20 protein-coding genes and 1 tRNA gene are annotated in these 24,645 nt (G+C 63.5%); 13 read left to right on the top strand and 8 right to left on the bottom strand.

Annotated elements, in window-relative coordinates; translation table 11 throughout:
- Positions 1 to 667 precede the first annotated feature (667 nt).
- The 4 genes from ACWIVK_RS02460 to ACWIVK_RS02445 all read right to left on the bottom strand — a co-directional run bounded on the left by ACWIVK_RS02460 (position 668) and on the right by ACWIVK_RS02445 (position 5,224).
- Positions 668 to 1,489: a ZIP family metal transporter gene (locus tag ACWIVK_RS02460; protein ID WP_448574959.1), complete on the bottom strand. Its 822-nt coding sequence runs from the start codon at positions 1,487 to 1,489 to the stop codon at positions 668 to 670.
- 165 nt (positions 1,490 to 1,654) lie between these two features.
- The gene (larC, locus tag ACWIVK_RS02455; RefSeq protein WP_448574952.1) at positions 1,655 to 2,875 is read right to left on the bottom strand and encodes a nickel pincer cofactor biosynthesis protein LarC; all 1,221 of its coding nucleotides are present in this window, start codon (positions 2,873 to 2,875) and stop codon (positions 1,655 to 1,657) included.
- Positions 2,876 to 2,887: 12 nt separating this feature from the next.
- A complete protein-coding gene (rlmN, locus tag ACWIVK_RS02450; RefSeq protein WP_448574951.1) occupies positions 2,888 to 4,033 on the bottom strand; it encodes a 23S rRNA (adenine(2503)-C(2))-methyltransferase RlmN in 1,146 nt (381 codons plus the stop codon).
- 18 nt (positions 4,034 to 4,051) lie between these two features.
- On the bottom strand, positions 4,052 to 5,224 hold the full coding sequence (locus tag ACWIVK_RS02445) for a PrsW family intramembrane metalloprotease (RefSeq protein ID WP_448574950.1): 1,173 nt from the start codon (positions 5,222 to 5,224) through the stop codon (positions 4,052 to 4,054).
- A gap of 99 nt (positions 5,225 to 5,323) precedes the next feature.
- Between ACWIVK_RS02445 and ACWIVK_RS02440 the strand changes: the two genes are divergently transcribed.
- Both ACWIVK_RS02440 and ACWIVK_RS02435 read left to right on the top strand, forming a co-directional pair.
- The gene (locus tag ACWIVK_RS02440) at positions 5,324 to 6,238 is read left to right on the top strand and encodes a hypothetical protein (protein WP_448574948.1); all 915 of its coding nucleotides are present in this window, start codon (positions 5,324 to 5,326) and stop codon (positions 6,236 to 6,238) included.
- Between the two features lie 48 nt (positions 6,239 to 6,286).
- Positions 6,287 to 6,805 carry an OsmC family protein gene (locus ACWIVK_RS02435; RefSeq protein WP_448574947.1) on the top strand — a complete coding sequence of 173 codons (519 nt, stop codon included), beginning with the start codon at positions 6,287 to 6,289 and terminating at the stop codon, positions 6,803 to 6,805.
- Here the strand turns inward: ACWIVK_RS02435 and ACWIVK_RS02430 are convergent.
- A complete protein-coding gene (locus tag ACWIVK_RS02430; protein WP_448574946.1) occupies positions 6,796 to 7,476 on the bottom strand; it encodes an RraA family protein in 681 nt (226 codons plus the stop codon). The genes ACWIVK_RS02435 and ACWIVK_RS02430 overlap by 10 nt on opposite strands.
- A 138-nt stretch (positions 7,477 to 7,614) precedes the next feature.
- Between ACWIVK_RS02430 and ACWIVK_RS02425 the strand changes: the two genes are divergently transcribed.
- The gene (locus ACWIVK_RS02425; protein WP_448574945.1) at positions 7,615 to 9,222 is read left to right on the top strand and encodes an amidase; all 1,608 of its coding nucleotides are present in this window, start codon (positions 7,615 to 7,617) and stop codon (positions 9,220 to 9,222) included.
- Positions 9,223 to 9,457: 235 nt separating this feature from the next.
- Positions 9,458 to 10,075 carry a superoxide dismutase gene (locus tag ACWIVK_RS02420; RefSeq protein ID WP_448574944.1) on the top strand — a complete coding sequence of 206 codons (618 nt, stop codon included), beginning with the start codon at positions 9,458 to 9,460 and terminating at the stop codon, positions 10,073 to 10,075.
- Between the two features lie 76 nt (positions 10,076 to 10,151).
- On the opposite strand, the gene ACWIVK_RS02415 is transcribed toward ACWIVK_RS02420, so the two are convergent.
- The 3 genes from ACWIVK_RS02415 to ACWIVK_RS02405 all read right to left on the bottom strand — a co-directional run bounded on the left by ACWIVK_RS02415 (position 10,152) and on the right by ACWIVK_RS02405 (position 16,393).
- Entirely contained in the window at positions 10,152 to 11,114 is a 963-nt protein-coding gene (locus ACWIVK_RS02415) for a ring-cleaving dioxygenase (RefSeq protein WP_448574943.1), read from the bottom strand.
- A gap of 248 nt (positions 11,115 to 11,362) precedes the next feature.
- Positions 11,363 to 14,011 (bottom strand): pyruvate, phosphate dikinase, encoded by a 2,649-nt coding sequence (gene ppdK / locus ACWIVK_RS02410; protein WP_448574941.1) that lies wholly within the window; start codon positions 14,009 to 14,011, stop codon positions 11,363 to 11,365.
- Positions 14,012 to 14,077: 66 nt separating this feature from the next.
- Positions 14,078 to 16,393: an ATP-dependent helicase gene (locus ACWIVK_RS02405; RefSeq protein ID WP_448574940.1), complete on the bottom strand. Its 2,316-nt coding sequence runs from the start codon at positions 16,391 to 16,393 to the stop codon at positions 14,078 to 14,080.
- Between the two features lie 267 nt (positions 16,394 to 16,660).
- Here ACWIVK_RS02405 and ACWIVK_RS02400 point away from each other — a divergent pair, with 267 nt between their 5' ends.
- The 9 genes from ACWIVK_RS02400 to hpt all read left to right on the top strand — a co-directional run bounded on the left by ACWIVK_RS02400 (position 16,661) and on the right by hpt (position 24,436).
- Positions 16,661 to 17,359, top strand: coding sequence for a CoA transferase subunit A (locus ACWIVK_RS02400; RefSeq protein ID WP_448574939.1), 699 nt, complete (start codon positions 16,661 to 16,663; stop codon positions 17,357 to 17,359).
- 11 nt (positions 17,360 to 17,370) lie between these two features.
- Positions 17,371 to 18,063, top strand: a complete 693-nt coding sequence (locus ACWIVK_RS02395) for a 3-oxoacid CoA-transferase subunit B (protein ID WP_448574938.1) — start codon at positions 17,371 to 17,373, stop codon at positions 18,061 to 18,063.
- A 53-nt stretch (positions 18,064 to 18,116) separates the two neighbouring features.
- Positions 18,117 to 18,389 (top strand): hypothetical protein, encoded by a 273-nt coding sequence (locus ACWIVK_RS02390; RefSeq protein WP_448574937.1) that lies wholly within the window; start codon positions 18,117 to 18,119, stop codon positions 18,387 to 18,389.
- A complete protein-coding gene (locus ACWIVK_RS02385) occupies positions 18,389 to 18,958 on the top strand; it encodes a UGSC family (seleno)protein (RefSeq protein WP_448574936.1) in 570 nt (189 codons plus the stop codon). The genes ACWIVK_RS02390 and ACWIVK_RS02385 overlap by 1 nt, the downstream gene beginning before the upstream one ends.
- Complete coding sequence (locus ACWIVK_RS02380) at positions 18,936 to 19,982, top strand: hypothetical protein (RefSeq protein ID WP_448574935.1); 1,047 nt, start codon at positions 18,936 to 18,938, stop codon at positions 19,980 to 19,982. Before ACWIVK_RS02385 ends, ACWIVK_RS02380 begins: the two co-directional genes overlap by 23 nt.
- Before the next feature lie 381 nt (positions 19,983 to 20,363).
- The gene (locus tag ACWIVK_RS02375) at positions 20,364 to 21,185 is read left to right on the top strand and encodes an SDR family NAD(P)-dependent oxidoreductase (RefSeq protein WP_448574933.1); all 822 of its coding nucleotides are present in this window, start codon (positions 20,364 to 20,366) and stop codon (positions 21,183 to 21,185) included.
- Between the two features lie 17 nt (positions 21,186 to 21,202).
- The gene (locus tag ACWIVK_RS02370) at positions 21,203 to 22,018 is read left to right on the top strand and encodes an SDR family NAD(P)-dependent oxidoreductase (protein WP_448574932.1); all 816 of its coding nucleotides are present in this window, start codon (positions 21,203 to 21,205) and stop codon (positions 22,016 to 22,018) included.
- Between the two features lie 281 nt (positions 22,019 to 22,299).
- Positions 22,300 to 22,371, top strand: a tRNA-Met gene (locus ACWIVK_RS02365).
- 85 nt (positions 22,372 to 22,456) lie between these two features.
- Entirely contained in the window at positions 22,457 to 24,436 is a 1,980-nt protein-coding gene (gene hpt / locus ACWIVK_RS02360) for a hypoxanthine phosphoribosyltransferase (RefSeq protein ID WP_448574930.1), read from the top strand.
- The last annotated feature ends 209 nt before the right edge of the window (positions 24,437 to 24,645 follow it).

Below are 24,645 nucleotides of genomic sequence, written 5' to 3'. Positions count from 1 at the left end.
CACGACCTGCTCGCGAGCACCACGTGGTTCTCTAGCCCCTTCCGATCCTAGCCGGCAGGAGTGAAGTGCTTCAACCACGCCGTTCCCCATAGCCGAACACGGTGCATCGCCGACGAGCGAGTCTTTCCCGGCTATGAGGAACTGCTCTACCGAGCAAGCTGCGTCCTGCAAGCGATAGCACCGGTATCCCGAAAAGCACGGGCGCCAAAGCCCGTCAGCACAGGCCCAGGAGGTGGTCGACACAGTCTCGGGAGATGAGGCGGAGAGATCGAACAGGGATTGCGGGAGAAGTCAGACCATGCAACAGCGCGGAACGGCTGCTGGTCGCAAGATCAGCCCCTCGTCCAGCTTGGCGCCCGTCAGGGTGCATCACCGGTGCCGCACGGTAAAACGGTGCCCACTCCCCGTAGGCAGCCGATGCTCTTCCCCGGATAGGACGCATCCATCGCTCGATCACCGTGCAAGCCTGGCCCAGAGCATCCTCTCCGACGAGGACACGCGTCCAGAACTCGAGCCGCGGGCAAGATGCCACGAGGGTCTTCGCTTTCCCTGTCGGGGACATCGCGGCCACGAGACGCTCGTCCGAGCACCCTGAACGCGAACACGACTCCTGAGACAGACCGGGGGGTTCCCTCGCAGCGTCCCACCACCGCATCCTCTCAGCCAGTCAGCCGAGTGCCACGTCCAGCACCATCATCACCGTGAAGCCGACGATCGTGCCGCTCGTCGCCAGATCTCCGTGATCGCCGCGTTGCGACTCCGGGATCAACTCCTCGACGACGACGTACAGCATCGCTCCCGCCGCGAAGGCGAGCGCATACGGCAGGATCGGTTCGACGAGGAGGACGGCCGCCGCCCCGAGCAACGCGGCCAGCGGTTCGACGATTGCGGAAAGCTGTCCGTACCAGAAGGCGCGAAACGGACTGAAGCCCTCGCGGCGTAACGGAACCGCGATCGCCAGCCCTTCCGGCACGTTCTGCAGCGCGATCCCGACCGCCAGAGCCGTCGCACCACTGAGGAGCGAAACAGCCAGCAGCGGGTCCGTCACCCGCGCTGCCGCCCCAAACGCGACCCCGACCGCGAGACCCTCTGGGACATTGTGCAGCGTGATCGCCAGAATCAAAAGCGTCGTCCGGCGCCAGGTCGTGGAGACTCCTTCCGCTGCCTCGCGCGGTAGGAACAGGTGCAGATGCGGCAGGAAGCGATCGACGATGCGCAGCGCCAGCGCGCCAGCGACGAGACCGGTCGCGGCCGGGATCCAGGCGATCCCGCCATTCCGCTCAGCGACCTCCATCGCGGGAATCAAGAGCGACCAAACGCTCGCCGCGATCATCACGCCGGCAGCGAAGCCGAGCATCGCATCGAGGAACCAACGGGGAATACTTCGGCCCACTAACACGAGCGCTGCCGCCGCCGCGGTGGCACCCCACGTCAACAGTCCGCCCAGTAACGCCTGCACGATCGGATCGAGCGACCAGAACCAGCCCAGCACGTCGTCCCCCACGCGTCGCCCCCTCATCACTCCGATTTAGCTTAGGCTAAATTTACCACCGAGCGGAAAGCGAGAACACGGTTCACCGTTTTTCGGTTTTCGATTTCGCGGGGGAAGGAGCAACCGTGATCCCGAAGGAAGCGAGAATTCGCTGAAGAAGCCCTATTCCGGCAGCGTGGCCTCCTGAGCGGGCTCACTCACCCGCTGCCCGATCCACACTGCTGCCAGTCGCGCCGCCTCGTTCCAGATTTCCCGGATCGGCAATCCGGTTCGCTGGTGAAGAGCCAGGCAGTCGCGATATTCCGGCACGGCATCGACGACCCGATCGTGCACGATCTTCAGCTTGACCGCCACCTCACCCCAGCGGGTCGCGACTGCGACACTGCGCCGCGCGAGCTTCGTCCGCTCGATCGGGATCGCTCGTACGCCGAAGGTCGTCGAGTGCTCGAAAAGCACGCGCTCGAGCACCGGCCGATCCTCAGCCCGACAGATCGCGCTCACGATCACTGCCGGGCGCGAGCGCTTCATCACGATGGGCGTCAGATACACATCCAGGGCGCCCGCCGCGAACAGCGCGTCGACGAGCGGCTCGATGAACTGCGGATTCATATCGTCGAGATTGGCCTCCAGGAGAAGTTCCGCCTCGCCCGGTTGCCCCGGTACGGCGAGGGCGTCCCCGATCCAGAGACGCACAGCATTCGGCCAGGGTAACTCGCGCGTCCCGAACCCATACCCGACCCGCTCCGGGCGAAAGGCCGGCCGGACGAAGCGCGCCAGTTCGACCAGCAAGGCTGCACCTGTCGGGGTCACCAACTCAGCCTCGATTTCGATCGGCACGAGCGGCACTGCCGCCTGCGCGAGTAAGAGCGCCGTAGCTGGCGCTGGCACCGGCAAACGCCCGTGCACCGTTTCGACCCAGCCGCGACTCAACGGCAGGGGTCCGCAGGTGATCTGCTCCACGCCGAGCAGCTCGAACCCCCAGACGACACCGACGACATCGACGATCGAGTCGACTGCACCCACCTCGTGAAAGTGCACGGACTCGAGAGGGACACCGTGCACGCTCGCTTCTGCCTCCGCCAGTCGCCGAAAAACGGCGAGCGCCCGCTCCTTCACCCGCGGTGGCAGTGCCGACGCGCTCAAGAGGTCGCGGATCTCGGCCCAATCGCGTGCTGGCTGGGCAGCCTCGACGATGACGCGAACCTGCGTGCCGGCCAGGCCATGACGGACGACTCGCTCCGCAACCAACCGATACCCTTCGACATCGAGCGCGCTGGCCAAGCGATCAGCCAGTTCTTCAGGGGAGACGCCAGCATCGACGAGCGCACCGAGCAGCATATCGCCACTGGCCCCCGAGAACGGGTCAACGAATGCCACCCGCACCGAGCGTCTCCTTCAACTCGCCGTGGTCACTCGACGACGCCGGCTCCGCGCCTCTTCCTGTGCCCTGAGCTGCCCGCACGCTGCGGCGATCTCGACACCCCGAGAGTAGCGTACAGTGGCAGGGATTCCGTATCGCTCGAGGACGGCGCGGAACCGCTCGATCCGCTCCGGCCCCGGCCGTCGGAAGAGGGGGGCCGCGGGCGTCGGGTTGTACGGAATGAGGTTGACATGACAGAGCAGACCACGCAGGCGGCGAGCCAGTTCCGCGGCTATCCGCTCGTCATCGTTGACGTTTTCGATCAAAACGTATTCGAAGGTGATACGCCGGCCGGTTCGGGCGACGTACCGACGGCAGGCAGCCAACAATTCATCGATCGGCCAACGCCGATTGATCGGCACGAGCTGCGAGCGCAGCGCATCGTTCGGGGCATGGAGCGAGACGGCCAGCTTGACTTGATACGGCTCGTCGGCGAGTCGGTCGATGAAAGGGACGACACCCGCTGTCGAGAGCGTGATGTGCCGCGCCCCGATTCCCAAGCCCTGCCGATCGTTCACGATCGCGACGAAGCGCATGACGGCATCGTAGTTGTGGAACGGCTCCCCCATGCCCATCACGACGATGTTGGAGATCCGACGCGCTCGCTCGCGTGCCAGTCGCGCTGCATAGACGACCTGACTGACCATCTCGCCAGCCGAAAGGTTGCGGATCAGCCCGGAAAGACCAGTCGCGCAAAAACTGCACCCGATGGCGCAGCCAATCTGGCAGGAGACACACACAGTCGTCCGATCCGGGTAGAACATGACGACTGTCTCGACAAAATGGTCATCGCGCGTGCGGAACAAGAGCTTGATCGTTTCTCCATCGTCACTCACCCGCTGACGCACGGGGACGAGCCCACTGATCGGGAGCATCTCCGCGAGTTCGCGGCGCATCGCCTTGGGAAGCACGCTCATGCTCTCGTACTCGAGCGCGAGGTGCTGGTATGCCCAGTGGAAGAGCTGACGCGCCCGGTAGCGTGGTAGCCCACGCTCCTCCATCCAGGCCTCGAGCTCACCTAACCTGAAGTCGTGTAGCGTTTCCCCTAGCCCACGTGCAGTCGGGCGAGGTGCCGTTCGTTCGGTCGCGGTCATCATCGTGATCGATCCACCACTCGTCATGACTATCTCGCAAGTGTATCAACTAGTTCCTGTAGCCAGCAGAGTAGAGAGCTCGCGGCGCCAACGCATGATCCGGTCCGCGATCGCTTCCGCCTCGAAGGTCACCAGATAATGCGGCAACCGCTCGCCCCGCTCGCGGTGCCAATGGCGGTACGCCCAGTCGACCAGCGCGATGTCCAAGCGACGCCGCAACCAAAAGGCTCGCCCACCGTACCGGGTGAGGTAGCGAAGCTGGCGCGCGCGCCGACGCCGAGGACTGGCCAGGACCGCGAGATCGTCGGTATCCGCCAAACCGAGTCGCACCGCCTCCGCCAAAAAGCGCCGCACGTCGCGCGCGCGCCGCCGGGCCTGGGCGACCGCCAGCACCGCGAGCCCGATGGCTCCAGGGAGCAGCACCAGCAAGGGATAGCCGAGGAGCACGAGGACCACTGAAAGACCACTGTCATCGTACTGGGCGAGCGTGACCCCACCGTTCCACAAGGCATGGAGCAGAACCGCGCCGGCCAAGCCAGCCAAGGGTGCCAACCAGCGGAGGGCACCGGAGCGTGCCTGCACAGCGAAGCCGAGACCGAGACCGGTCAGCGCAGTGTAGAGCGAATGCCCGAAGCCGGTAAGAACCCCGCGAATCACGAAGAGCGCACCGACACCGCTCAGTCCCTCTTCGAGGAAGGAAGCAGCGTAATAGACGAGGTCTTCCACTACCGCGAAGCCGAGGCCGACCAATCCACCATACACGATCCCGTCGAGGACGTCATCGAACTCGTGCCGGGCCAGGAAAAAGAGCACGAACACGAAGGCTCCCTTCGCCGCTTCTTCGGTCAGTGGCGCAAAGATGATCGTCCCGAGCGTGTCGCTCACGGCCGAATCCAGCGCGAGCACTGTCCCCGTCACCATCTGTAAGAGAGCCGTGGCCGCGCCACCAGTCAGCGTCGCCACACCGGCACCCCAGGCGAGGGCCAAGCCGAGCAACCACGGTGGCTCGTGCTCCAAGGGATCGAGGAAGAGGAGATACGCCACGTAGACAGGGGCCAAGATTCCCGCGAGCACCAGGCCGACCAGAAACGCGGCTGGGGATGTCCCGAGGAGAGCGATCGACAGGACACAGCACAACCCCAACGAGGAAACGACGACGAAGCACCCGATCGTGAGTGGCCAAACTGGCGAATGCGCAGTCTGCATTCTGTGCTGCATCGCTCGTCTCGTTCGACAGTGCACGAGAACCCGACACCCGTGTATGGTATCGGAGAAGAGAAGGGTTGACGACGCAGCATTCGAGGAGGGCCGAAACCGATGCGCGTTCCGAACGAGCGATCCGGCGACGACGTCCTCGAGCAGCTCAGCGAAATCTGGCCAAGCGCGGCACCACCGCGCGTGCAGCCGGTCTTCGAGGATCTCCGCACCGCACTGCGCATTCCAGACATTCCATTTCCCTTTCGGATCCTCGCCCACTGGCCGCCCTACCTCGCCTTCGCGGTGCGACAATTCAGTCCCTTCATCCGTTCGCTCGCCTTCGAGGCCGCTGCCGACGCACTGCGAGCACGAGCGGCGGCATCGATCGGTTCGCTGCCACGCAGCGAACGCCTCGCCGCAGCTCGCGCACTGATCTTGCGCGAGCACGAACTGGCACCGAAGATCGTGCTCATCCTCACCGCCTTCGCCGTTGGGTTGCGTGGTCGCTCGGGCGAGTCTGCACCACCGCTCGGCACGACTCTTCCTCCTCAGGAGCCACTCGCTGTACGTCCCGCCGAACTGCCACGCACGGTGGACGAACGCATCGCACCGCTACCCGACCTCTCCACTGCGCGGGAAAGGGGGCGAGTGCTGCTCGCCGATCTCGCCGCCTTGCGTGGCTCACCGGCCTTGGACGACTTCAGTCGCGCACTCGCAATCAGCGAACCTGCTGCCTTCGCCGAACTCCTCGCTCTGCGACGGAGCATCCAAGCCGACCGTCTCGCGCAGGGACGCAGCGAGCTACTCGCCCAGGCCGAGCGAGCAATCCGCCGTTTCACTTTGCCCGGGAGCAAGGTCCTGCCCGACTTCATGGTGCCGGAACACACGCTGGCAGCGATCGATGCGGTCGTCGATCAGCTCCGCACGATTGCGCTGGAAGCCCTCCTCGACGTGACGCTGGCACGTATCGCCCTCGATGGGCTCGATGCTGCCAGCTCCGCACCCTATCCGGTACTCATCGCTGTTGAACAGTGAGGAGCGGCCTGTCAAAACGACGCGCCAGTGCAGCGAAAGGAAGGAACCATGCTGGATCTGCGTGCTCTGCAACGACCGCTCAAGCAGCGTTACCGCGAACGGCCTGAGGAGGCGCTCATCACCCTGCGCGCAGTGGCCCGTCAGCAGGACAGTCCGCTGCGGTGCATGGTCGAGACGACCGGTGGAACGATCGTCAGCGAAGCTCACCCCGGCGTCGGCGGACCAGGCAGCGCAAGTTGCTCTGGCGATCTACTCCTGGCTGCCCTAGCCGCGTGCGCGCAGATCACTTGCCAGATGGTCGCGACCGCGCTCGGCATCCCGCTCACTCGAGTGAGCACGATAGCTGAGGGTGACCTGGACCTCCGCGGCACGCTCGGCGTGTCGCGTGAGGTCCCAGTCGGATTCCGAACGATCCGCCTCTTCATCGATATCGAGGCACCGGACGCGACACCCGAGCAACTAGCGAACCTTCGCGAGAAGACGGAGCAGTTCTGTGTCATCTTCCAGACGCTCCGTCAACCGCCAGAACTCAGCGTGCAGTGGTCCTCCAGCGACACTCAACCGTAGAGCTCAGCCAGCCGATCGATCGTGAAACCGGGGGCTTGACATGCCTCGATGATACGCCGTTCGCGGGCCTCCACTTCTTTGGCTGCACGGTAGAGCTCCGGAGCGATCTCCAGTGGTATCTGGATGACCCCATGCTTGTCCCCATGCAGGAGATCGCCGGGATGCACGGTCAAACCGCCCACTGTGACCGGTGTGCCGAACTCGACAACGTGCACGTAGGCATGCGAGACCTGGACTTGACTCGCGAAAAAGTGGAAACCGAGCCGCTCCACCTCGTCGAGATCACGCACGCCCCCATTCGTCACGGTGCCGATGCAACCGAGCGCCCGGTGAATGTTGGCATTCACCTCACCCCAGAACGACCCGATCGGCGGATCATCCAGGTCTTCGATCACGACGATCCGCGGTTCGGGAATGGTCAGGATGTACTCCCACATGGCCCGACGCGGCACGGACTCACCTGGTCGCGGTGGCTGCGCGGCACGGATCTTGGCCGTCACGGCATACCCGACCATCGTGCCCAGATGCGGGAACAGGCACTTGATCGAGGCATCCATGAACCCGACGTTGCGTGGCCGAACATCGAAGGTCTCGATCGCGTTCGCGACCGTCGGTGTCGTCAAGGTCTGGAGCGCTCGCAGCACCTCAGGCGCGAGTGGAGCTTCCGGCATCGCTCGTCCCTCCTCAGTCTGTTCCCTTCCCTCACCGGGCATCATACCTGACCCTTTCGCTCGACGCACCCTGGTCGATCTGCCCCCTTCGGGTTACGATCACCGTTCGGGACACGCCCTGAGGGAAGGGAGAACCTCATGGACGCGACCGCATTGGTTGCACTCGCCAGGCAAAACCTCGCGGCGTTGGGTATTCCGGTGAGCGACGAAGATCTCGAGAAGGCCCGTGCAGCCGGTTTCTTCGGTACCGCGCAGGCCTTCCTGACACTCGTGCAACGAGACGGCGAGATCGATGACCTACCAGATTTCCTGAGCGACCGTCTCCCAGCACCCCGTTCATGGGCCGCGACGGGACAGAAGTTCCCCTCGACGGCACCGGAGATCCTCGAACTCGCCCGGGCATTGCGCAACGGCGAGACGAGCAGTCGCGCGCTCGTCGAGCGAGCGCTCGAGCAGATCGCGCGACGCGATCCAGAACTCAACGCCTTTCAGTTGCTGCTCCCCGAGCAAGCGCTCGCCGATGCTGAGGCGCGCGATGCTGAACTCGCAAGGCGTATCGACCGCGGACCGCTCCACGGCCTGCCAGTGGCATTGAAGGACCTCATCGACCTCGCCGGAACACCGACGACCGCCGGATCAGCTATCCTCGCCGACGGGGTAGCATCCCGGGATGCGACGGTTGTCCAGCGGCTCCGAGCCGCCGGAGCTGTGATCGTCGGGAAAACACGATTACCAGAGTTCGCGTACTCGGGAGCCTCCAACAACCCGCACTACGGCCCGGTCCCCAATCCGCGAGATTACGGCCGCGACAGTGGGGGGTCCTCGAGTGGTTCCGCTGCGGCGGTCGCCGCTGGCTTGGTCGTCATGGCGCTCGGCTCGGATACCGGGGGATCGATCCGTATTCCGGCGGCCTATTGCGGAATCGTCGGTCTCAAACCCACCTACGGACGGGTGAGCACGCAGGGCGTCTATCCGCTCGCCTGGTCACTCGACCACATCGGACCGCTCACCCGTACCGTGACGGACGCTGCGGTTTCTCTCGAAGCGATAGCTGGTCCGGACGATGAGGATCCACGGACGCGCGCCGTTCCACTCCCGGATCTGGTTGGCGCCACGCAGGTCGAGCGCCTCGAACTCCGAGTGGGTGTCGTCCGCTCCACAGGTGGAGATCAGCCGTTCGCGACGCCCGACGCGGTCTCGGTGTGCGAACGAGCAGTGGACGCGCTCGCGGACGCTGGGGCCGACCTCGTCCCGCTCGTCCTCCCGGAACTCGAGGAGTTGCGTCTCGTGAGTGCGGCGATCGCGCAACTCGAGGCTGCTGCGGTGCACGCACCCACCGCGCGCGAGCGCTGGACACACTACGGTGAGTTCTTCCGTCTCCGCCTCCTCGGCTGCTTCGCCTACCCCTGCTGGGGTTACGTCGCCGCCCAGCGGCTGGCCAAGAGGGCTCGTGCGCGGCTCACGAGTCTCCTCGAGGAGCGCGATATTTCCCTGCTGGCTCTCCCGACAGCGCCGACCACGGCCCCGCCACTCGGGCACTGGACAGCGCGAGCGAGCTGGCTGACCGCACCCTTCAACCTGCTCGGATGGCCAGCCCTCAGCGTTCCTGCCGGCCTCGGCGATGACGGCTTGCCAATCGGTCTCCAACTGGTGGCCCGTCCGTGGCGGGAAGATCTCGTCGTCGCCGCAGGAGCGTTGGTCGAACGCGCGACTCGATCGAGCCGAGGCTCGAACTGCAAGGCATAGACCTGTCAGATCCTCATGGCCGACCAACGACACGCAGCTCGACAAACGAGCGATGCTTCGCAGCGCTTCAGGCGACTGCGCGATCGATTCCGCCTGCGCGGGATTGGGGCGAACCCTTTCCACCAGCAGAGATTTGCGTCATACTTCAACCAGGCGGTACGGTTCGTCAGTGGCCTCGGTGTGGCAAGCTCCGTTCCGCTGGTGAGTCGGTCGATAAGGGAAAGGGAGGGTCACGATGCCGTACGAACTCCCACCGCTGCCGTATCCGTACGACGCGCTCGAGCCCTACATCGACGCGCGCACGATGGAGATTCATCACACCGGGCATCATGGAGCCTACGTGCGCAACGTGAACGCGGCGCTCGAAAAGCACCCGGAAATCCCAGGCATGCCGATCGAGGAACTCCTGCGCCGCATCAACGAAGTGCCGGAGGATATCCGGACCGCTGTCCGCAACAATGGCGGAGGCCACGCCAACCACACCATTTTCTGGCAGATCATGGGCCCCAACGCTGGTGGTGAGCCGACCGGAGAACTCGCGCAGGCGATCGCTGAAACGTTCGGGAGCTTCCAGCAGTTCAAGGAGCAATTCTCGGCAGCTGCTGCCGGAGTCTTCGGTTCAGGCTGGGCATGGCTGGTACTCGATCAGAACGGCAAGCTGCAAATCATTACGAGGCCCAACCAAGACAGCCCATACATGGACAACCTCTACCCCGTGATGGGGCTAGACGTCTGGGAGCATGCCTATTACCTCAAGTACCAGAACCGCCGTCCCGAGTACATCGCGAACTGGTGGAACGTGGTCAACTGGGACGCGGTGGCTCAGCGCTATCGCGAGGGTCTCCAGCGCTGATCGCGGCCGAGTATTCGGCTCGACGAGCGAGCGCCGGGCGATCGCCCGGCGCTCTTCTCTGCGCCGCACCCCTCCTTCAGGCTTCGATCGGCTCGAGCGGTCGCAAGTTCGCTTCGATCTCTGCCCGCCGCGGCTCGAGGAACGGCGGGAGCGACAAGCGTTCACCCAAGTGCGCGATATCCTCGTCGATGGCAAAACCGGGGCCATCCGTTGCGAGCTCGAAGAGAATGCCGCCTGGTTCGCGGAAATACAGGGAGCGAAAGTAGAATCGGTCGATCCGCGGGGTGACCGGAATGCCAGCTTGGGCAATCCGGGCACGCCACGCCTGATGCGCAGCATCATCGGCAACGCGAAAAGCGACGTGGTGGACACCACCGGTTCCGAGCCGCGCCCGAGGTCGATCCGGTCGTTCCTCGACCACGACCAGTGCTCCCGGACCACCCGGTCCGACTTCGAAGAGGGCGGTTCGTGTTCGAGAGCGTTCCTCCTGCCGAAGGCGAAACCCCAACAGCTCCGTCAACACACGTGCGGTCGGCTCGAACGAGCGCACAACGAGAGAGACCCCAAAGATCCCCTTGATCTGGTAGGCACGGGGTACCGGCGACCGATCCCACGGCGTGCCACCGACCGTCCCACCATCGTCGACGAGAGCCAAGCGTTGCCCCTCGAAGTCCAGGAAGAATACGGCCTGCCGGCCAGCGTAGTTTCCCCACTCCACTCCCGGCACACCATGCCGCTGCAACCACTCGACCCACCACTCCAGCGCCGCCGCGTTCTCCACCCGCAACGCGAGGCGTGCGATCTCCCCGGAGCCGGAGCGATGCGGCGGCAAGTAGGGCCAGTCGAAAAAGGTGACATCCGTACCTGGACTCCCAACCGCGTCAGCATAGAACAAATGATATGCTGATACATCGTCCTGGTTGACCGTCTTCTTGACGAGACGGAGTCCGAGTACACGCGTATAGAAACGCACATTTTCTGTGGCACGTCCCGTGACCGCTGTGACATGATGAATGCCGAGTACCTCGTGTTCACGCATCGCACGACTCCCTCCGCGACGACACGCGATGACGAGTGTACCGAACGCCGGTCCAAGGGATCTGTTCCAGCATACCAAGGCATCGCGCAGAGAGAAACAGAGAGAAGGCAAACGATCGATCACGAGGCACCACTGAGGAAGTCAAGTTGGTCTGTCGTCCGGGGTCACCATCGAGAGACGATCGCGAGAACCGAAGTGGGCCGGCGCGCTGACGCCGGCCCAACGGACGAGACAGAGACAGCCACAGCTCAAACGTCCCCTTCGCGCAACCCGAGCGCCGCTTGCGCGGCAGCGAGTCGCGCGATCGGTACGCGGTAGGGAGAAGCCGAGACGTAATCGAGCCCAACCTCGTGGCAGAAGCGAATGCTGGCGGGATCCCCACCGTGTTCACCGCAGATACCGAGCTTGATCGCTGGCCGAGTCGCTCGGCCGCCATCACGCGCGATCTCGATGAGGCGACCGACCCCAGCACGATCGAGCGTCTGGAACGGATCAGCCGGATAGATGCCGTGCTCCAGATAGTAGGGAAGGAAGCGGCCGGCATCATCGCGCGAGATCCCGTACGTCATTTGCGTGAGGTCGTTGGTACCGAAACTGAAGAACTCCGCTTCCCGAGCGATCTCACTCGCAGTGAGCGCGGCACGCGGAACCTCGATCATCGTTCCGATCGAGTACGGAATCTCTCGTCCTGCTTCGGCGAAAAGCTGTCGCGCCACCCGATCGATGATCTCGCGTTGCACCATGAGTTCGCGAACATCCGAGACCAGAGGCACCATGATTTCCGGATGGACCTCGATGCCCTCGGCTGCGCACTGGAGCGCGGCAGTGAAGATGGCGCGTGCCTGCATCTCGGTGATCTCCGGAGCAGTGATTCCCAGACGACAACCGCGATGACCGAGCATGGGATTGGCCTCGGTGAGTGCCTGGACTTTCGCCCGGATCGCCTCCGGTGAAACCCCCAGCCGTTCCGCCATGGCCTGGATTTCCTCGTCGTGCTTCGGCAGGAACTCGTGCAACGGTGGGTCCAGCGTGCGAATCGTGACCGGGAAACCGGCCATCGCCTTGAAGATTCCCACGAAGTCCTCACGCTGCATCGGCTCCAGCTTGGCGAGCGCTGCGCGCCGCTCTTCCGGAGTTGTCGCCATGATCATCTCGCGCATGGCCCAGATGCGATCGCCCTGGAAGAACATGTGCTCGGTTCGGCACAGTCCGATGCCTTCGGCTCCCAACTCGCGTGCCTTCGCGGCATCCTCCGGCGTATCGGCATTGGCCCTGACCCGCAACCGGCGGAACTGATCGGCCCAGTCGAGCAGTTCCGCCAGGTCTCCACCGACACTCGGCGGGATGGTCGGCACTTCGCCGAGCAGGACGGCGCCGGTCGAGCCGTCGATCGTGATCACGTCGCCGCGACGAACGACGACGTCACCGACTCGAAACGCTTGCCGTTCGTAGTCCACGACGAGGGCTGAGCAACCGACCACCGCCGGCTTCCCGATCCCGCGCGCCACCACCGCAGCATGGCTGGTCATGCCCCCACGTGCCGTCAAGATACCGCGCGCTGCCAGCATGCCGTGGAAGTCGTCCGGTGAGGTCTCTAACCGGACCAGGATCACTGCCTCACCGCGATCGCCGAGTATCTTGGCCTCGTCCGCGTCGAACACTACTTTCCCACTGGCCGCTCCGGGACTCGCGGGGAGCCCCTTGGCGAGTGGCTCGCCCTTCCACGAGGGGTCCAGCATCGGGTGAAGCAGTTGGTCGAGGTGTTCCGGTGAGACGCGCAACACTGCTTCCCGAGGATCGATCAACCCTTCGTGGACCATGTCGACAGCGATCTTGACGGCTGCTCGGCCTGTCCGCTTGCCGGTGCGCGTCTGGAGCATCCACAACGTGCCGCGCTCGACCGTGAACTCGAGATCCTGCATGTCACGGTAGTGACGCTCCAGGCGATCAGCGACGTCGAGCAATCGCTCGTACGCACCACGAAGGAGCGGGTCCTTGGCCATCTCCTGGATCGGTTGCGGGGTGCGTATGCCAGCGACGACATCTTCCCCTTGCGCATTCGTCAAATACTCACCGAAGATTCCCTTTTCACCGGTGCTCGGGTTGCGCGTGAAGGCGACACCAGTCGCGGAATCCGGCCCCAGGTTACCGAACACCATCGCTTGCACGTTCGCCGCCGTGCCTAGATCATGCGGGATCCCGTGCGCATTGCGATAATCGATCGCCCGCCGATTGTTCCATGACTCGAATACGGCGAGGATCGCCCGGCGCAGTTGCTCGAACGGATCCTGGGGGAACGGAGTCCCCGTCGCTCGCTGGACGATCTCCTTGTACGCCTGGACCAATCGCTGCAAATGTTCCGCTGGGATTTCGTAATCGTGGATGACTCCGAGTTCGCGCTTGAGTTCGTCGAGTGCATCCTCGAAGCGTTCGGAGGGAATGTCCAGCACGACTTTGCCGAACATCTGAATCAGCCGACGATAACAATCGTAGGCGAACCGTTCGTTCGCGGTCATCGCTGCCAAGCCGAGCACGGTCTCATCGGTGAGGCCGACATTGAGGATCGTATCCATCATGCCCGGCATGGAGAACTTGGCTCCGGACCGCACGGAGACGAGGAGGGGCTGCGCCGGATCGCCGAAACGACGTCCGATCTGCTGCTCGATATCCCGCAGCCCCTCGAGCACTTCCTCCCAGAGCCCTTCCGGCATCCGACGGCCACCCTGCAGGTAGGCTACGCACGCTCGGGTACTGACGGTAAAGCCAGGGGGCACCGGAAGGCCGATACGCGTCATTTCAGCCAAGTTCGCACCCTTGCCACCGAGCAAATCGCGCAGCTGCGCATTGCCTTCCCGGAAGAGAAATACCCAGCGCTGACCCGTCGCGACGGATACCATGGCGCTCCCTCCCTTCTCCTGCGGTCTCACGCTGTCCGGAAGTCCGAACGCCCTGCCTTCCCCTGTTTACTCCTCGACGACCAGTTTGGCAAGGCTCGCGAGCAGCGTCTTGGTTCCGTGTCGTTTGAACTGCACCGTCACTTCCTGATCGCCAGCCTGTTCACGCACTGCCACGACCAACCCATCGCCGAATGCAGGGTGGAAAACGCGTTGCCCGGCTCGCAACCGCGGTAGCACTGGGGCGCTGCTCTCCGCCGATCCCGCGCGACCGGCCGCTGGCGGTGCTGCCGTCGGCACTCGTTCGCTCGCTCGACTACCAGCTTCCACCACGTCGGGTGGCAAGTCATCGAGAAAATGTGAAGGTAAACAACGCTCGCGCAGACCGAAACGGCTGCGCGAGCCGCAATAGCTCAGGTACAAGCGCTCTTTGGCCCGCGTGATGCCCACGTAAAACAACCGACGCTCTTCCTCGAGCTCGGCCTCGCTCTCCAACGCTCGGGCATGCGGCAACAGACCTTCTTCGACACCGATCAGAAAGACCACGGGAAATTCCAGTCCCTTGGCCGCATGCAACGTGAGCAGGGTCACCTGATCGCCACCCATCTCCGCTTCGTCGATGGCGGCTACCAGCGCCGCTTCCTCGAGGAACAGCGGTAGCCCCTCTGCCGCGGGGACCGTATCGTAACGCTCGAGCACGCTCCGCAGCTGGACGAGGTTTTCCCATCGCTCGCGCTCGGTGGGGTCACTCGCGTCCCGATACCGTGCAGCCAACCCGCTCCGCTCCGACGCGAGGTCGAACAGGTGGCTAGCCGGATGCTCGACCATCATTGCCCGCAACCGAACGAGTTCGCCGCCGAGTTCCCGCAGTCGCCGGACTGTCGCGGCTGCCAGTGCTGGTCCTTCCTCCCGTTCCTCGACCAGGAGCAGCAGCGCTTCTGCGGGCGAGCACTGTCGGCGTTGCGCCCATTGCTCCAGCTGCAGCAGCGTCTTCTCCCCGATCCCTCGTCCCAACGCTGTCTCGCTCAGGACCCGCCGCAGGCTGAGCCAATCGCGCGGATTGACCAACACGCGCAGCACTGCCAACGCGTCTTTGATCTCTTTCCGCTCGTAGAAGCGGACCCCGCCGATGACCTGGTAGGGGATCTGACGTCGCACCAACGCCTCCTCGACCGAGCGGCTCTGGGCGTTGATGCGGTACAGGACTGCGATATCGCGATACCGTGCGTTTCCTGTCCGTACCAAGCGATCGATCTCGCTCACCACCGTCTCCGCTTCCTGCTGCTCGTCCCAGCAAGCCAGCAAGCGGATCGGTGGACCGGGGGGATTCTCGGTCCATAGCGGGCGCTCGATCCGCTGGCGATTGACGCGAATCACGGCATCGGCAGCTGCAACGATCTGTGGTGTCGAGCGGTAATTGCGCCCCAGACGAACGACGGTCGCGTCAGGGAAATCGCGCTGGAACTCGAGAATGTTGCGGATATCCGCCTGCCGCCAGCTGTAGATCGATTGATCGGGATCACCAACGACACAGAGGTTCCGGTGCCCGCTGGCGAGTTGGCGCACCAATTGGTACTGCAACCGGTTCGTGTCCTGGTACTCATCGACCTGTAGGTAGCGCCAGCGCTCCTGGTAGTGGGCGAGCACGTCCGGGTACTCGGTGAACAGTTCGACAGTGCGGAGGAGAAGGTCGTCGAAATCGACGGCTTGGGCGCGCTGGAGGTACTGGGCATAGCGCTCGTAGACACGAGCAGCGACTTCGTCCCAATAGCTCTGGGCCATCGCTTGGAGATCGCTCGGACCGTGCTGGTCGTTTTTGGCCCGCGAGAGACGTCCGAGCAGCATGCGCGGGGAGAACCGCTGCGGATCGAGGCCGAGATCGCGCAAGGCCTGCTTGACGAGCGCCAGTTGATCCTCCTCGTCATAGATAGTGAACGCCGGCTCGAGCCCGATCCGATACCCATCACGTCGAAGAATACGGACACACAGACTGTGAAAGGTGCCCGCCTGCACGAGTTGTGCTGGTTCGGTTCCGAGGAGGGCCCCAAGGCGCTCCCTAATCTCCCGTGCTGCTTTGTTGGTGAAGGTCACGGCGACGATCTGCCATGGTCGAGCCCGGCCGCTGCCGATGAGATACGCGACGCGATGCGTCAGCACGCGTGTCTTGCCGCTCCCCGGTCCAGCTACCACCAGCACCGGACCCTCAGTCGTCGTGACCGCCACGCGCTGGTCTGCATCCAAGCCAGCGAGGATCCGATCCGTTTCTGAGAACGGCAAAAGCCGATCCCCACCCTTCGGGAATTGCCCACTGCGCTCAGGCTCACCGGTCAGGAAACGGTTCTCGATTTCCGGTTCCCCACGCGCATTCCCCCGCTCCTCGAGCATGCTCGTTCCTCCGGGTACGCTCGACCCTCCTGGCTTGCCGGGTCATCCGGCGTTCCCCATCAGGATACCGATGAAAACGACTTGGTGCTGGTGCACGAAGGGATGGTGATCTCCGGAGCGGTCTCCCGTGGCGTGGTCATTGATTCCGCGGTGCAAACCAGTTCTTTCCCCGCCCGCTTCGGTCGATCGTGCCTTGACAGCTTCCCGGAGGACACCATATCATCGACGTGGTCGCCTAGTTAATCCTTAAAGGAAATGATCGGACCGATGGACAGAGTTGTCGCGAGTTGTGACGAAGCGGTCGCCGATATCCCGAACGGCGCATCGATCATGATCGGAGGCTTTGGGCCGCCCGGAATTCCTGTCAACCTGGTTCGGGCGCTTCGGCGACGAGGGCTGCGCGACCTCGTCCTCATTTACTGCGGTGGCGGCACGGAGGAGGATGGCATCGGCGGACTGATCGCTGACGGTGCAGTCCGCAAGCTGATCACCTCGTTTCCAGTTCACCCTGGCGCACACGCGGTTCACGAGCGCTATCTCAAGGGTGAGATCGAGCTGGAGGTCGTGCCCCAGGGAACATTCGTCGAGCGTATCCGTGCAGCGGGGGCCGGCCTCGGTGGATTCTATACCCCGACTGGCGTCGGAACCGAGTTGGCCGCTGGGAAAGAAGTGCGCCTGATCGACGGGCGTCCCTTCGTCTTGGAACTTCCGCTCTCAGCCGATTACGCCCTCATCAAGGCTTTTCGGGCTGACCGGTGGGGGAACCTGATCTACCGGCGCACCATGCGGAACTTCAATCCGATCATGGCCACAGCGGCTCGGACGGTCATCGCTGAAGTCGATGAAGTCGTTCCGGTCGGTTTTCTCTCACCCGAGGAGATCGAAACACCGTGTCTTTTCGTCGACCGAGTCGTTGAGGTACCGCGTGACTGGATCCGGCACGCAACATCCGCTCAACGACGGTGAGGTGGTGCTCGATGCCGCTGACACGCGAGGGAATTGCCTACCGTATCGCCCATGATCTCCCTGACGGCAGCTTCGTCAACCTCGGTTTCGGGATGCCGTCACTCGTCACGCACTTTTTGCCACTCGGGAAAACCGTGCTCATTCATAGCGAGAACGGCATTCTCGGTGCCGGCCCCAAGGCGCCCCCAGGTCAGGAAGATCCTGATCTCGTCAACGCCAACGGCGACTACGTCACGCTCGTTCCGGGTGCGAGTCTCTTCGACCATGCACTGTCGTTCACGATTGTCCGAGGAGGTCACCTGACGCACGCCGTGCTCGGTGCTCTCCAAGTCTCGCGCCGAGGCGATCTCGCGAACTGGCGCATCCCTGGTGCCCGTGTTCCAGGAGTGGGCGGCGCCATGGACATCGCCATCGGAGCACAACGTGTTTGGGTAGCGATGACCCATACGACCGATCACGGCGAGCCGAAGATCGTTGAAGAGTGCACCTATCCGCTGACCGCACCGCGTTGTGTCCAGCGAATCTACACGGACCTCGCCGTTCTTTCCGTCGTGGGCGACGAACTCCTCCTCGAGGAAATCGCACCAGGCGTGACGATCCAGGACGTGGTCGCGCGCACAGGTGCATCACTGACCATTCCGTCTCGCGTCACGACGATGGACATTCCAGCCGAATTGGCCGGTATCCAACTGGTGACGGTCTGATCGCGTGTAGAACGAGAGAAGTCGACGAGGCGAAAGGAGGCCGTGCAAGAACGATGAGCACGTCACCAACGGTGCTTCGAGAAATCGATCGCGCACTCGACCGGATCCGGGAGGGATTGGCACCGGACGGGTTCGAGCTGCGCGTCGAGCGTGTCACCGACGACGGTGTCGTCGAATTAGTGCTCCAGGCATTACCCGATGCGTGCCTGGACTGCCTCGTTCCCGACCAGCTGCTGGATGCGATGCTGCGACAGGCGATCGCCCCAGTCTATCCAGCGTTACGTGAGGTCCGTTTGGAAAAGCGTCTACCAGAGGAGGGTCGATGATGCCAGTTCTCGTAGATCCGACCGGACAAACCGGGCTCGTTACCAAGACGAAGGCTCCACGCGTTCGACGCTCGCTACGCGGCGCGCGTGTCTGCCTGATCGATAATGGAAAGAAGAACGCCGATCTCTTGCTCCGGAATATCGGCGAACTCCTCCAGGAACAGTATGGTGTCGCTGAACTGATCACATACCGGAAGCAGAGTATCTCGGTGCCGGTCGATCCAGCAGTCATCTCCGAGCTCAAGAAGCGATGCGACTTTGCGATCGCTGCGGTCGGTGACTGAGGGTCATGCAGCGCGGCCAGTGTGGCCGATGCGATCCGTTTCGAAGAGCAGGGGATTCCCTCAGCAGCGATCATCACCGAGGCCTTCCGGAGCACAGCGGATGCCATGGCGCAAGCGCAAGGGATGCCTGGTTACCCGTACGCGGTAATCCCGCATCCGGTCAGTAGCCTCAGCCCGGAGGAAGTCCGACAACGGGCTGAACGAGTACTCCCTGAACTGCTTCGGCTGCTGGGAGTCGAGGACGCTGCCGAGGAGGGACGACATGAGCGTGCAGCAGATGGCTGAGCCGGTTCTCGAGGCCGTACGGCACGCCCGGGAAGCGATCGAGTACTGCTACGAGCGTGGTTGGACCGATGGACTACCTGTCGTTCCACCGGCAGAGGAGTTCGTCGCCGAGTTCCTCGCACAGACCGATCGTGATCCAGAAGAGGTCGTGATCGAGCAAGAGCATCTCGGTCGCAAGTGCACGGTACGTCTCGCTGCCGCAAATGCGGTCATGGCTGGCTGTAAACCAGACTATTTCCCCGTCGTTCTCGCGGCCCTGGAAGCCCTCGATCGAGTGCCCGGTAGTCGCGGCCTCTTGCAGAGCACGACTGGGCAAGCGGTTTTTGTCGTCGTCAATGGACCGATCCGGCATCGCCTCGGTTTCAACGCGAGGGACAACGTTTTCAGCCCGGGAGACCGCCCGAACGCGACGATCGGGCGAGCGATCCGACTCGTGATCATGAATGCGCTCGGCATCCGTCCACACGAGTTCGATCAAAGCACCCAGGGTCAACCTGGCAAGTTCAGTCTCTGCATCGCGGAGAACGAAGAAGAGAGCCCGTGGGAACCACTGCACGTCGAGCGAGGTTTTGCGCCAGACGAAAGCACGGTAACGGTCGGTCTCGTGCGGGGTACGATGCAGGTCGAGCAACGCGACTCTCAGCGGCCCGAGGTGATCTTGGAAACGATCGCCGATTCGATGTCGTACGCGGGAACGTATTTCTCGACGCCGCGCGGACACGCTGGTGTCGTCGTGATGGGGCCGGAGCACGCCCAACTCATCGCTGCCGCCGGCTGGAGCAAAACTCAGGCACGACAATACTTGTGGGAACACTTCGGTCGACCAGCAGGAGTTTTGCGACGTCTAGCGAAGGACGCCTTACTGGATGCCTCTCTGCCGGACGATGCCTTCGTGCGCTTCGCTCATTCACCGGAAACCATCCTGATCGTGGTCGCCGGAGCTCGCAACGCTGGTATTTCGACCGTTTGCCCGACCTTCATCGGCCAGCAGGTCACCGTACCGATCCGCACCAAATCATCTTGACGCGATTGGAGAACTGGATGTCAGTAGGGGATCGCTCTTTTTTGAGGAGTCGGAGACCGCCGTGCCCAGCACGGGAGCATGAGCCATGACCAAAGTCGCCTGCCTGCTGCTGAGTGCAGAGGTCGACGATGCAGTCCGGCTTTGTCCTGTGAAGCGTGCTGCGTTTACCCGCTGTGACAGCGCGGTGCCGTGCCCGCGCGACACAACGGTCGTGCTGGACCAAGCGACGGAACAAACGCGATTCTGCTGCGGATACCGATTCAGCGAGCGAGCCCGATGAAAGCCCCGAACAGGCGAAGATCATCGCCGAGCACGATCGTCTCGATGCCCTCCTGGTAAATCAGCGCTCTCTGTCCGCCGACGATGGAGCAGGAGGAACAGATGCAACGACAGCAGCGTGTCGATCTGAACGGCATGGTCGCGCTGGTGACCGGCGCTGGCGGAGGCTCGCGTGGAGGACTCGGCGCATTCATCGCTCGGGCACTCGCCGAATCGGGTGCGAGGATCGCGATAAGCGATAGGACTCCTGAACGGGCGCAACAGACCGTAGCTGAGCTGCGAGCTGACGGCTACGATGCGGTCGAGGCATTTGCGGCCGATGTGACGAATTCGGCTCAGGTCGATCGCTTGATCGCACAGGTCGTCGAGCGTTTCGGCCAACTGGATATTCTGGTCAACAAGGCAGAGGCACACGGCAGCGGTCGCCGCTCGGACCAGGTATCCGATGACGAGTGGGAGTCCCTCCTCGCAGTGAACACGCATGCTCCCTTCTATCTCAGTCGAGCAGCAGTGCGGCATATGCGTCAGCGTAGGTTCGGTCGCATCATTCATGTGTCGCACGTCACAGCCAGCCGCACCAGTGTGCTGAACGGTGTCGCGTATGTCGCAGCCAAAGAGGCATTGTACGGATTGATTCGCCACCTCTCGATCGAAGTCGCGCAACATGGAATCACGGTCAACGCGATTCTCCCCGGCTTTATCGTGACCTCGAAGCTGCTCCACGAATGGGGAGAGGAACACGTTCAACGCCTCGCGGAGACCATCCCGATTCGACGGGCCGGGACGCCGGAGGAAGTGGCCGCACTCGTCGTGTTCCTGGCGAGCCAGGAAGCGGGCTATATCACTGGTGCGGCGATCCCGATCGATGGTGGGGTTTCTGTCGTGCCAGGTGGCCGTACCGATCCAACGTCTGCCTTCGCGTGAAGAGAGGAGCAGGTGCGATGGGACGACTGACGGGACTCGTCGCCCTCGTGACCGGAGCTGGGGGCGGAGAGATGGGGGGTGGCGGCGCAGGGATCGCACGCGTCCTCGCTCGAGAGGGCGCGATCGTCGCCGTCAATGATCTCAATGAGGACTACGCGCGAGCGACCGTGGATCAGATCACCCGAAGCGGTGGACAATCCTTCGCGCTCGCTGGCGACGTTTCCGATCCATGCAAAGCGAACGAGATGGTCTCGTCGGTCATCGCACGCTGTGGACGACTGGACATCCTCGTCAACAACGCAGCGCGCTTGGGGCGGACTCCCGCAGTCGAGCGGATGTCGGACGAGGAGTGGCACAGCTACATCGCAGTCAACCTCTCGGGGCCCTTCTACATGAGCCGAGCAGCCCTCCCCCACATGATGCAGCGTGAATATGGCCGAATCATCAATATCGGCTCGCTCGCTGCCCTCCGGGCGAGTCTCAACGGGGGAGCAGGGTACACCTCGTCCAAGCGAGGATTGCTCGGTCTGACCCGGCAGCTCGCTGCCGAGTTCTATCCGTACAACATCACCGTCAACGCGGTGCTGCCTGCTGGCATCTTGAGCGGTCGTCTGCGCGCTGAGATGGGAGAACGCGCCGAAGCGCTCGTCGCAACGCGCCGTTGGGCATTACCAGACGATATCGGAGAGATCTGCGCCTACCTGGCGAGTCCAGAAGCACATCTCATCTCAGCGAGCGTCATCGTCGTTCCGGGCGTCAACGCCACCGGCCTGGGCGACTTCGCTCAGTATCGCGCAATGGCTCGCCAGATCGGCAAGGATATCGGTGAGTAGATCCCTGGCCGCGGGGCGTGCCTCCTCTCTGTGGCCGTACTGCCCTTCGAGACAGTCAGGCACACAGGCACCCTCACCATCGGTCACCAACTCACCAGCCTTGCAGAGGCCGGCTCGGCTCAGTGGACCCAACGAGACCTGTTGAGCGAAGTCCACCATGCCCATCGCGGCATCGCGCCGGTGCGCGTCGACCCGGTTCTGCAGGGCCAGGTACGCGACGCGAGCAGTGGCAAGCTTGACGGCTGCCGAGCGGGGATGCTAGACTTTGACGCGGGAAGTGGGCCGGTGTAGCTCAACGGTAGAGCAGGGGACTCATAAGCCCTTGGTTGGTGGTTCGAATCCGCCCACCGGCACTGGCTGGAGCGGCGCAGTTTGCGCCGCTTTCGCTTTTGGGCGAGAATCGCTCGAGCGACTCGCCGATAGCGGGGGCACACGCTCGTGAGACGCTCCAATTCGGCCATCAGTGCAGTCCTGCGCGTCGTCCGTGCGGCGTTGGAAGAAGGAGGCCTGGCGGGGCACGATCGGATCATCGTGGGGTTCTCGGGTGGACCGGATTCCCTCGCTCTGCTCTGGAGCCTTCAGCATCTGGCCCAACGAGGGCTCGCGCCCACACCGATTCCTGTCCACATCGATCACGGCCTGCAAGCGAGCTCCAGCGCGATGGCCGAGCGCGCCGTCGCCTTGGGTAGCGAACTCGGCCTCACGGTACGAGTCGTGCCAGTCGAGGTTTCTCTCTGGCCTGAGTACAAGGAGGGCGGGTTGGAGGCAGGAGCGCGAGCCGCTCGCTACGCCGCACTCGCTCAGGCTGCACAGTCGGCAGGAACGTCTTGGATCGCAGTCGGCCATACGCGTGACGATCAAGCAGAAACAGTCCTGCTGCGCCTGCTCCGTGGCGCTGGGCTGGACGGTCTCGCTGCGATGCGACCGGTCACCGAACTCCGCATTCCGCTCGACCCGCTCCACCGCGAGTTCGCGCCCATCCGCCTGATCCGTCCGCTGCTCAGGATTCGACGATCGGTCGTCCGAGCAGCTGTGGAATTGCTCGGTCTCCAACCGCTGGAAGACCCCACGAATCTCCTCCTCTCGTACGAGCGTAATGCGATTCGCCAACGGGTGCTTCCGCTGCTGGAGCAACTTCGCCCCGGCACGACGGACACGCTCGCGCAGGTCGCCGAGCAATTGCGGCAAGATGCGGAATTTCTCCAGCGGCTGGCCCGGGAAGCCTCGGCACGCGTTTTCCGACCCGAGGTCGACTTCTTGGTCCTCGATCGGGCGGCGTTTCGCGCGCTGGACCCGGCTCTGCAACGGCGGATTCTGCAAACAGCGCTGCGCGAGCACTGGGATCCGACCTGGAGCTTGAGTCGTGAGCGGCTGGTAGCCCTCCGGAAAGCACTCGTCGAAGGGCAGACGGGGCGAGCCATCGAACTCGGCCATGGTCTCGTCGCGGTGATCAGCTACACTGAAGCCGTGCTCGGTCCGGGGAACCGGATCGAGCAGTACCTCCGGAACCGCTCTGGGCGTCCGCTCATCCAGCCTGGTAGTGTCTTGCCGCTCCGCAGCGGCACCACGATCGCGCTGGAGAACGAGTGGGAGCTCGCGATCCGGTGCGCACCCGCCGAGGGATGGGTCGTGCGCACCCGGCGTCCTGGTGACCGCCTGGTCCGTCCGGGCCAGTCGGTTCCGGTTCGCCTCCAGGACTGGTTGATCAACGAGAAGGTTCCGAGCTATCTTCGCGACTGGCTACCGCTGGTAGCCAGCGACGGGATCGTGCACTGGATTCCTGGCCTGCAAGGCGAGCGCTACCGCTCTCCAGACGGTACTGTCGTGCTCGAACTCGTTCGCAAGGGAGGAGTACGAGGCGTGAGCGAAACAGCACAGGCTCCCAGCGGAGAACTCGAGCGGGTCCTCATCGATGAAGCGACGTTGCAGCGGCGAGTGGCCGAACTCGGTGAGGAAATCGCCCGCGCTTACCAGGGAAAGCGACCTGTACTCATCGGCGTTTTGACGGGAGCATTCGTCTTCATGGCCGATTTGGTTCGGCACCTGCCCATCGACCTCGACATCGACTTCATGGCTGTTTCCAGCTACGGACAGGCGACCGTCACCTCCGGTGTCGTCCGCATCATCAAAGACCTCGATCGCCCGATCGAGGGACGAGACGTTCTCCTCGTCGAAGACATCATCGATAGCGGTCTGACCTTGCAATATCTCCTGGACGTTCTCCAGCGCCGCAACCCCCGCAGCCTGCGCGTCGTTGTCCTCCTGCGCAAGCAGAAGCCGGGTGCCGTCAGTGTTCGAGCGGACTGGGTTGGCTTCGATATTCCGGACGAGTTCGTGGTCGGCTACGGCCTCGATGCAGCAGGGCGCTTCCGCAATCTCCCCTTCATCGCCGTCTATCGGAACGCCGCGCAAGGGTGATTTCCCGTCGCCTACCCGAGCGCGACTGACAGCCGGTCGGATTCGTTCCGAGGATACTCGTTCCCGCAAAGGAGCCGAGGGACTGAACCGAGCGCCTCCGGACTGGCCGACGCCAGCATCCAGCTTTGCGAGCGAAACCACCGGCGAGGCGAGGACGATTTTCCCTCGCGTCCCGCTCGCCTGGTGACGATTTTCCGATCGGAATGCCG

The organism is Thermomicrobium sp., assembly GCF_053493975.1.
Note: the sequence above shows the minus strand (reverse complement) of the source record. Positions and strands in the feature narration are given on the sequence as shown.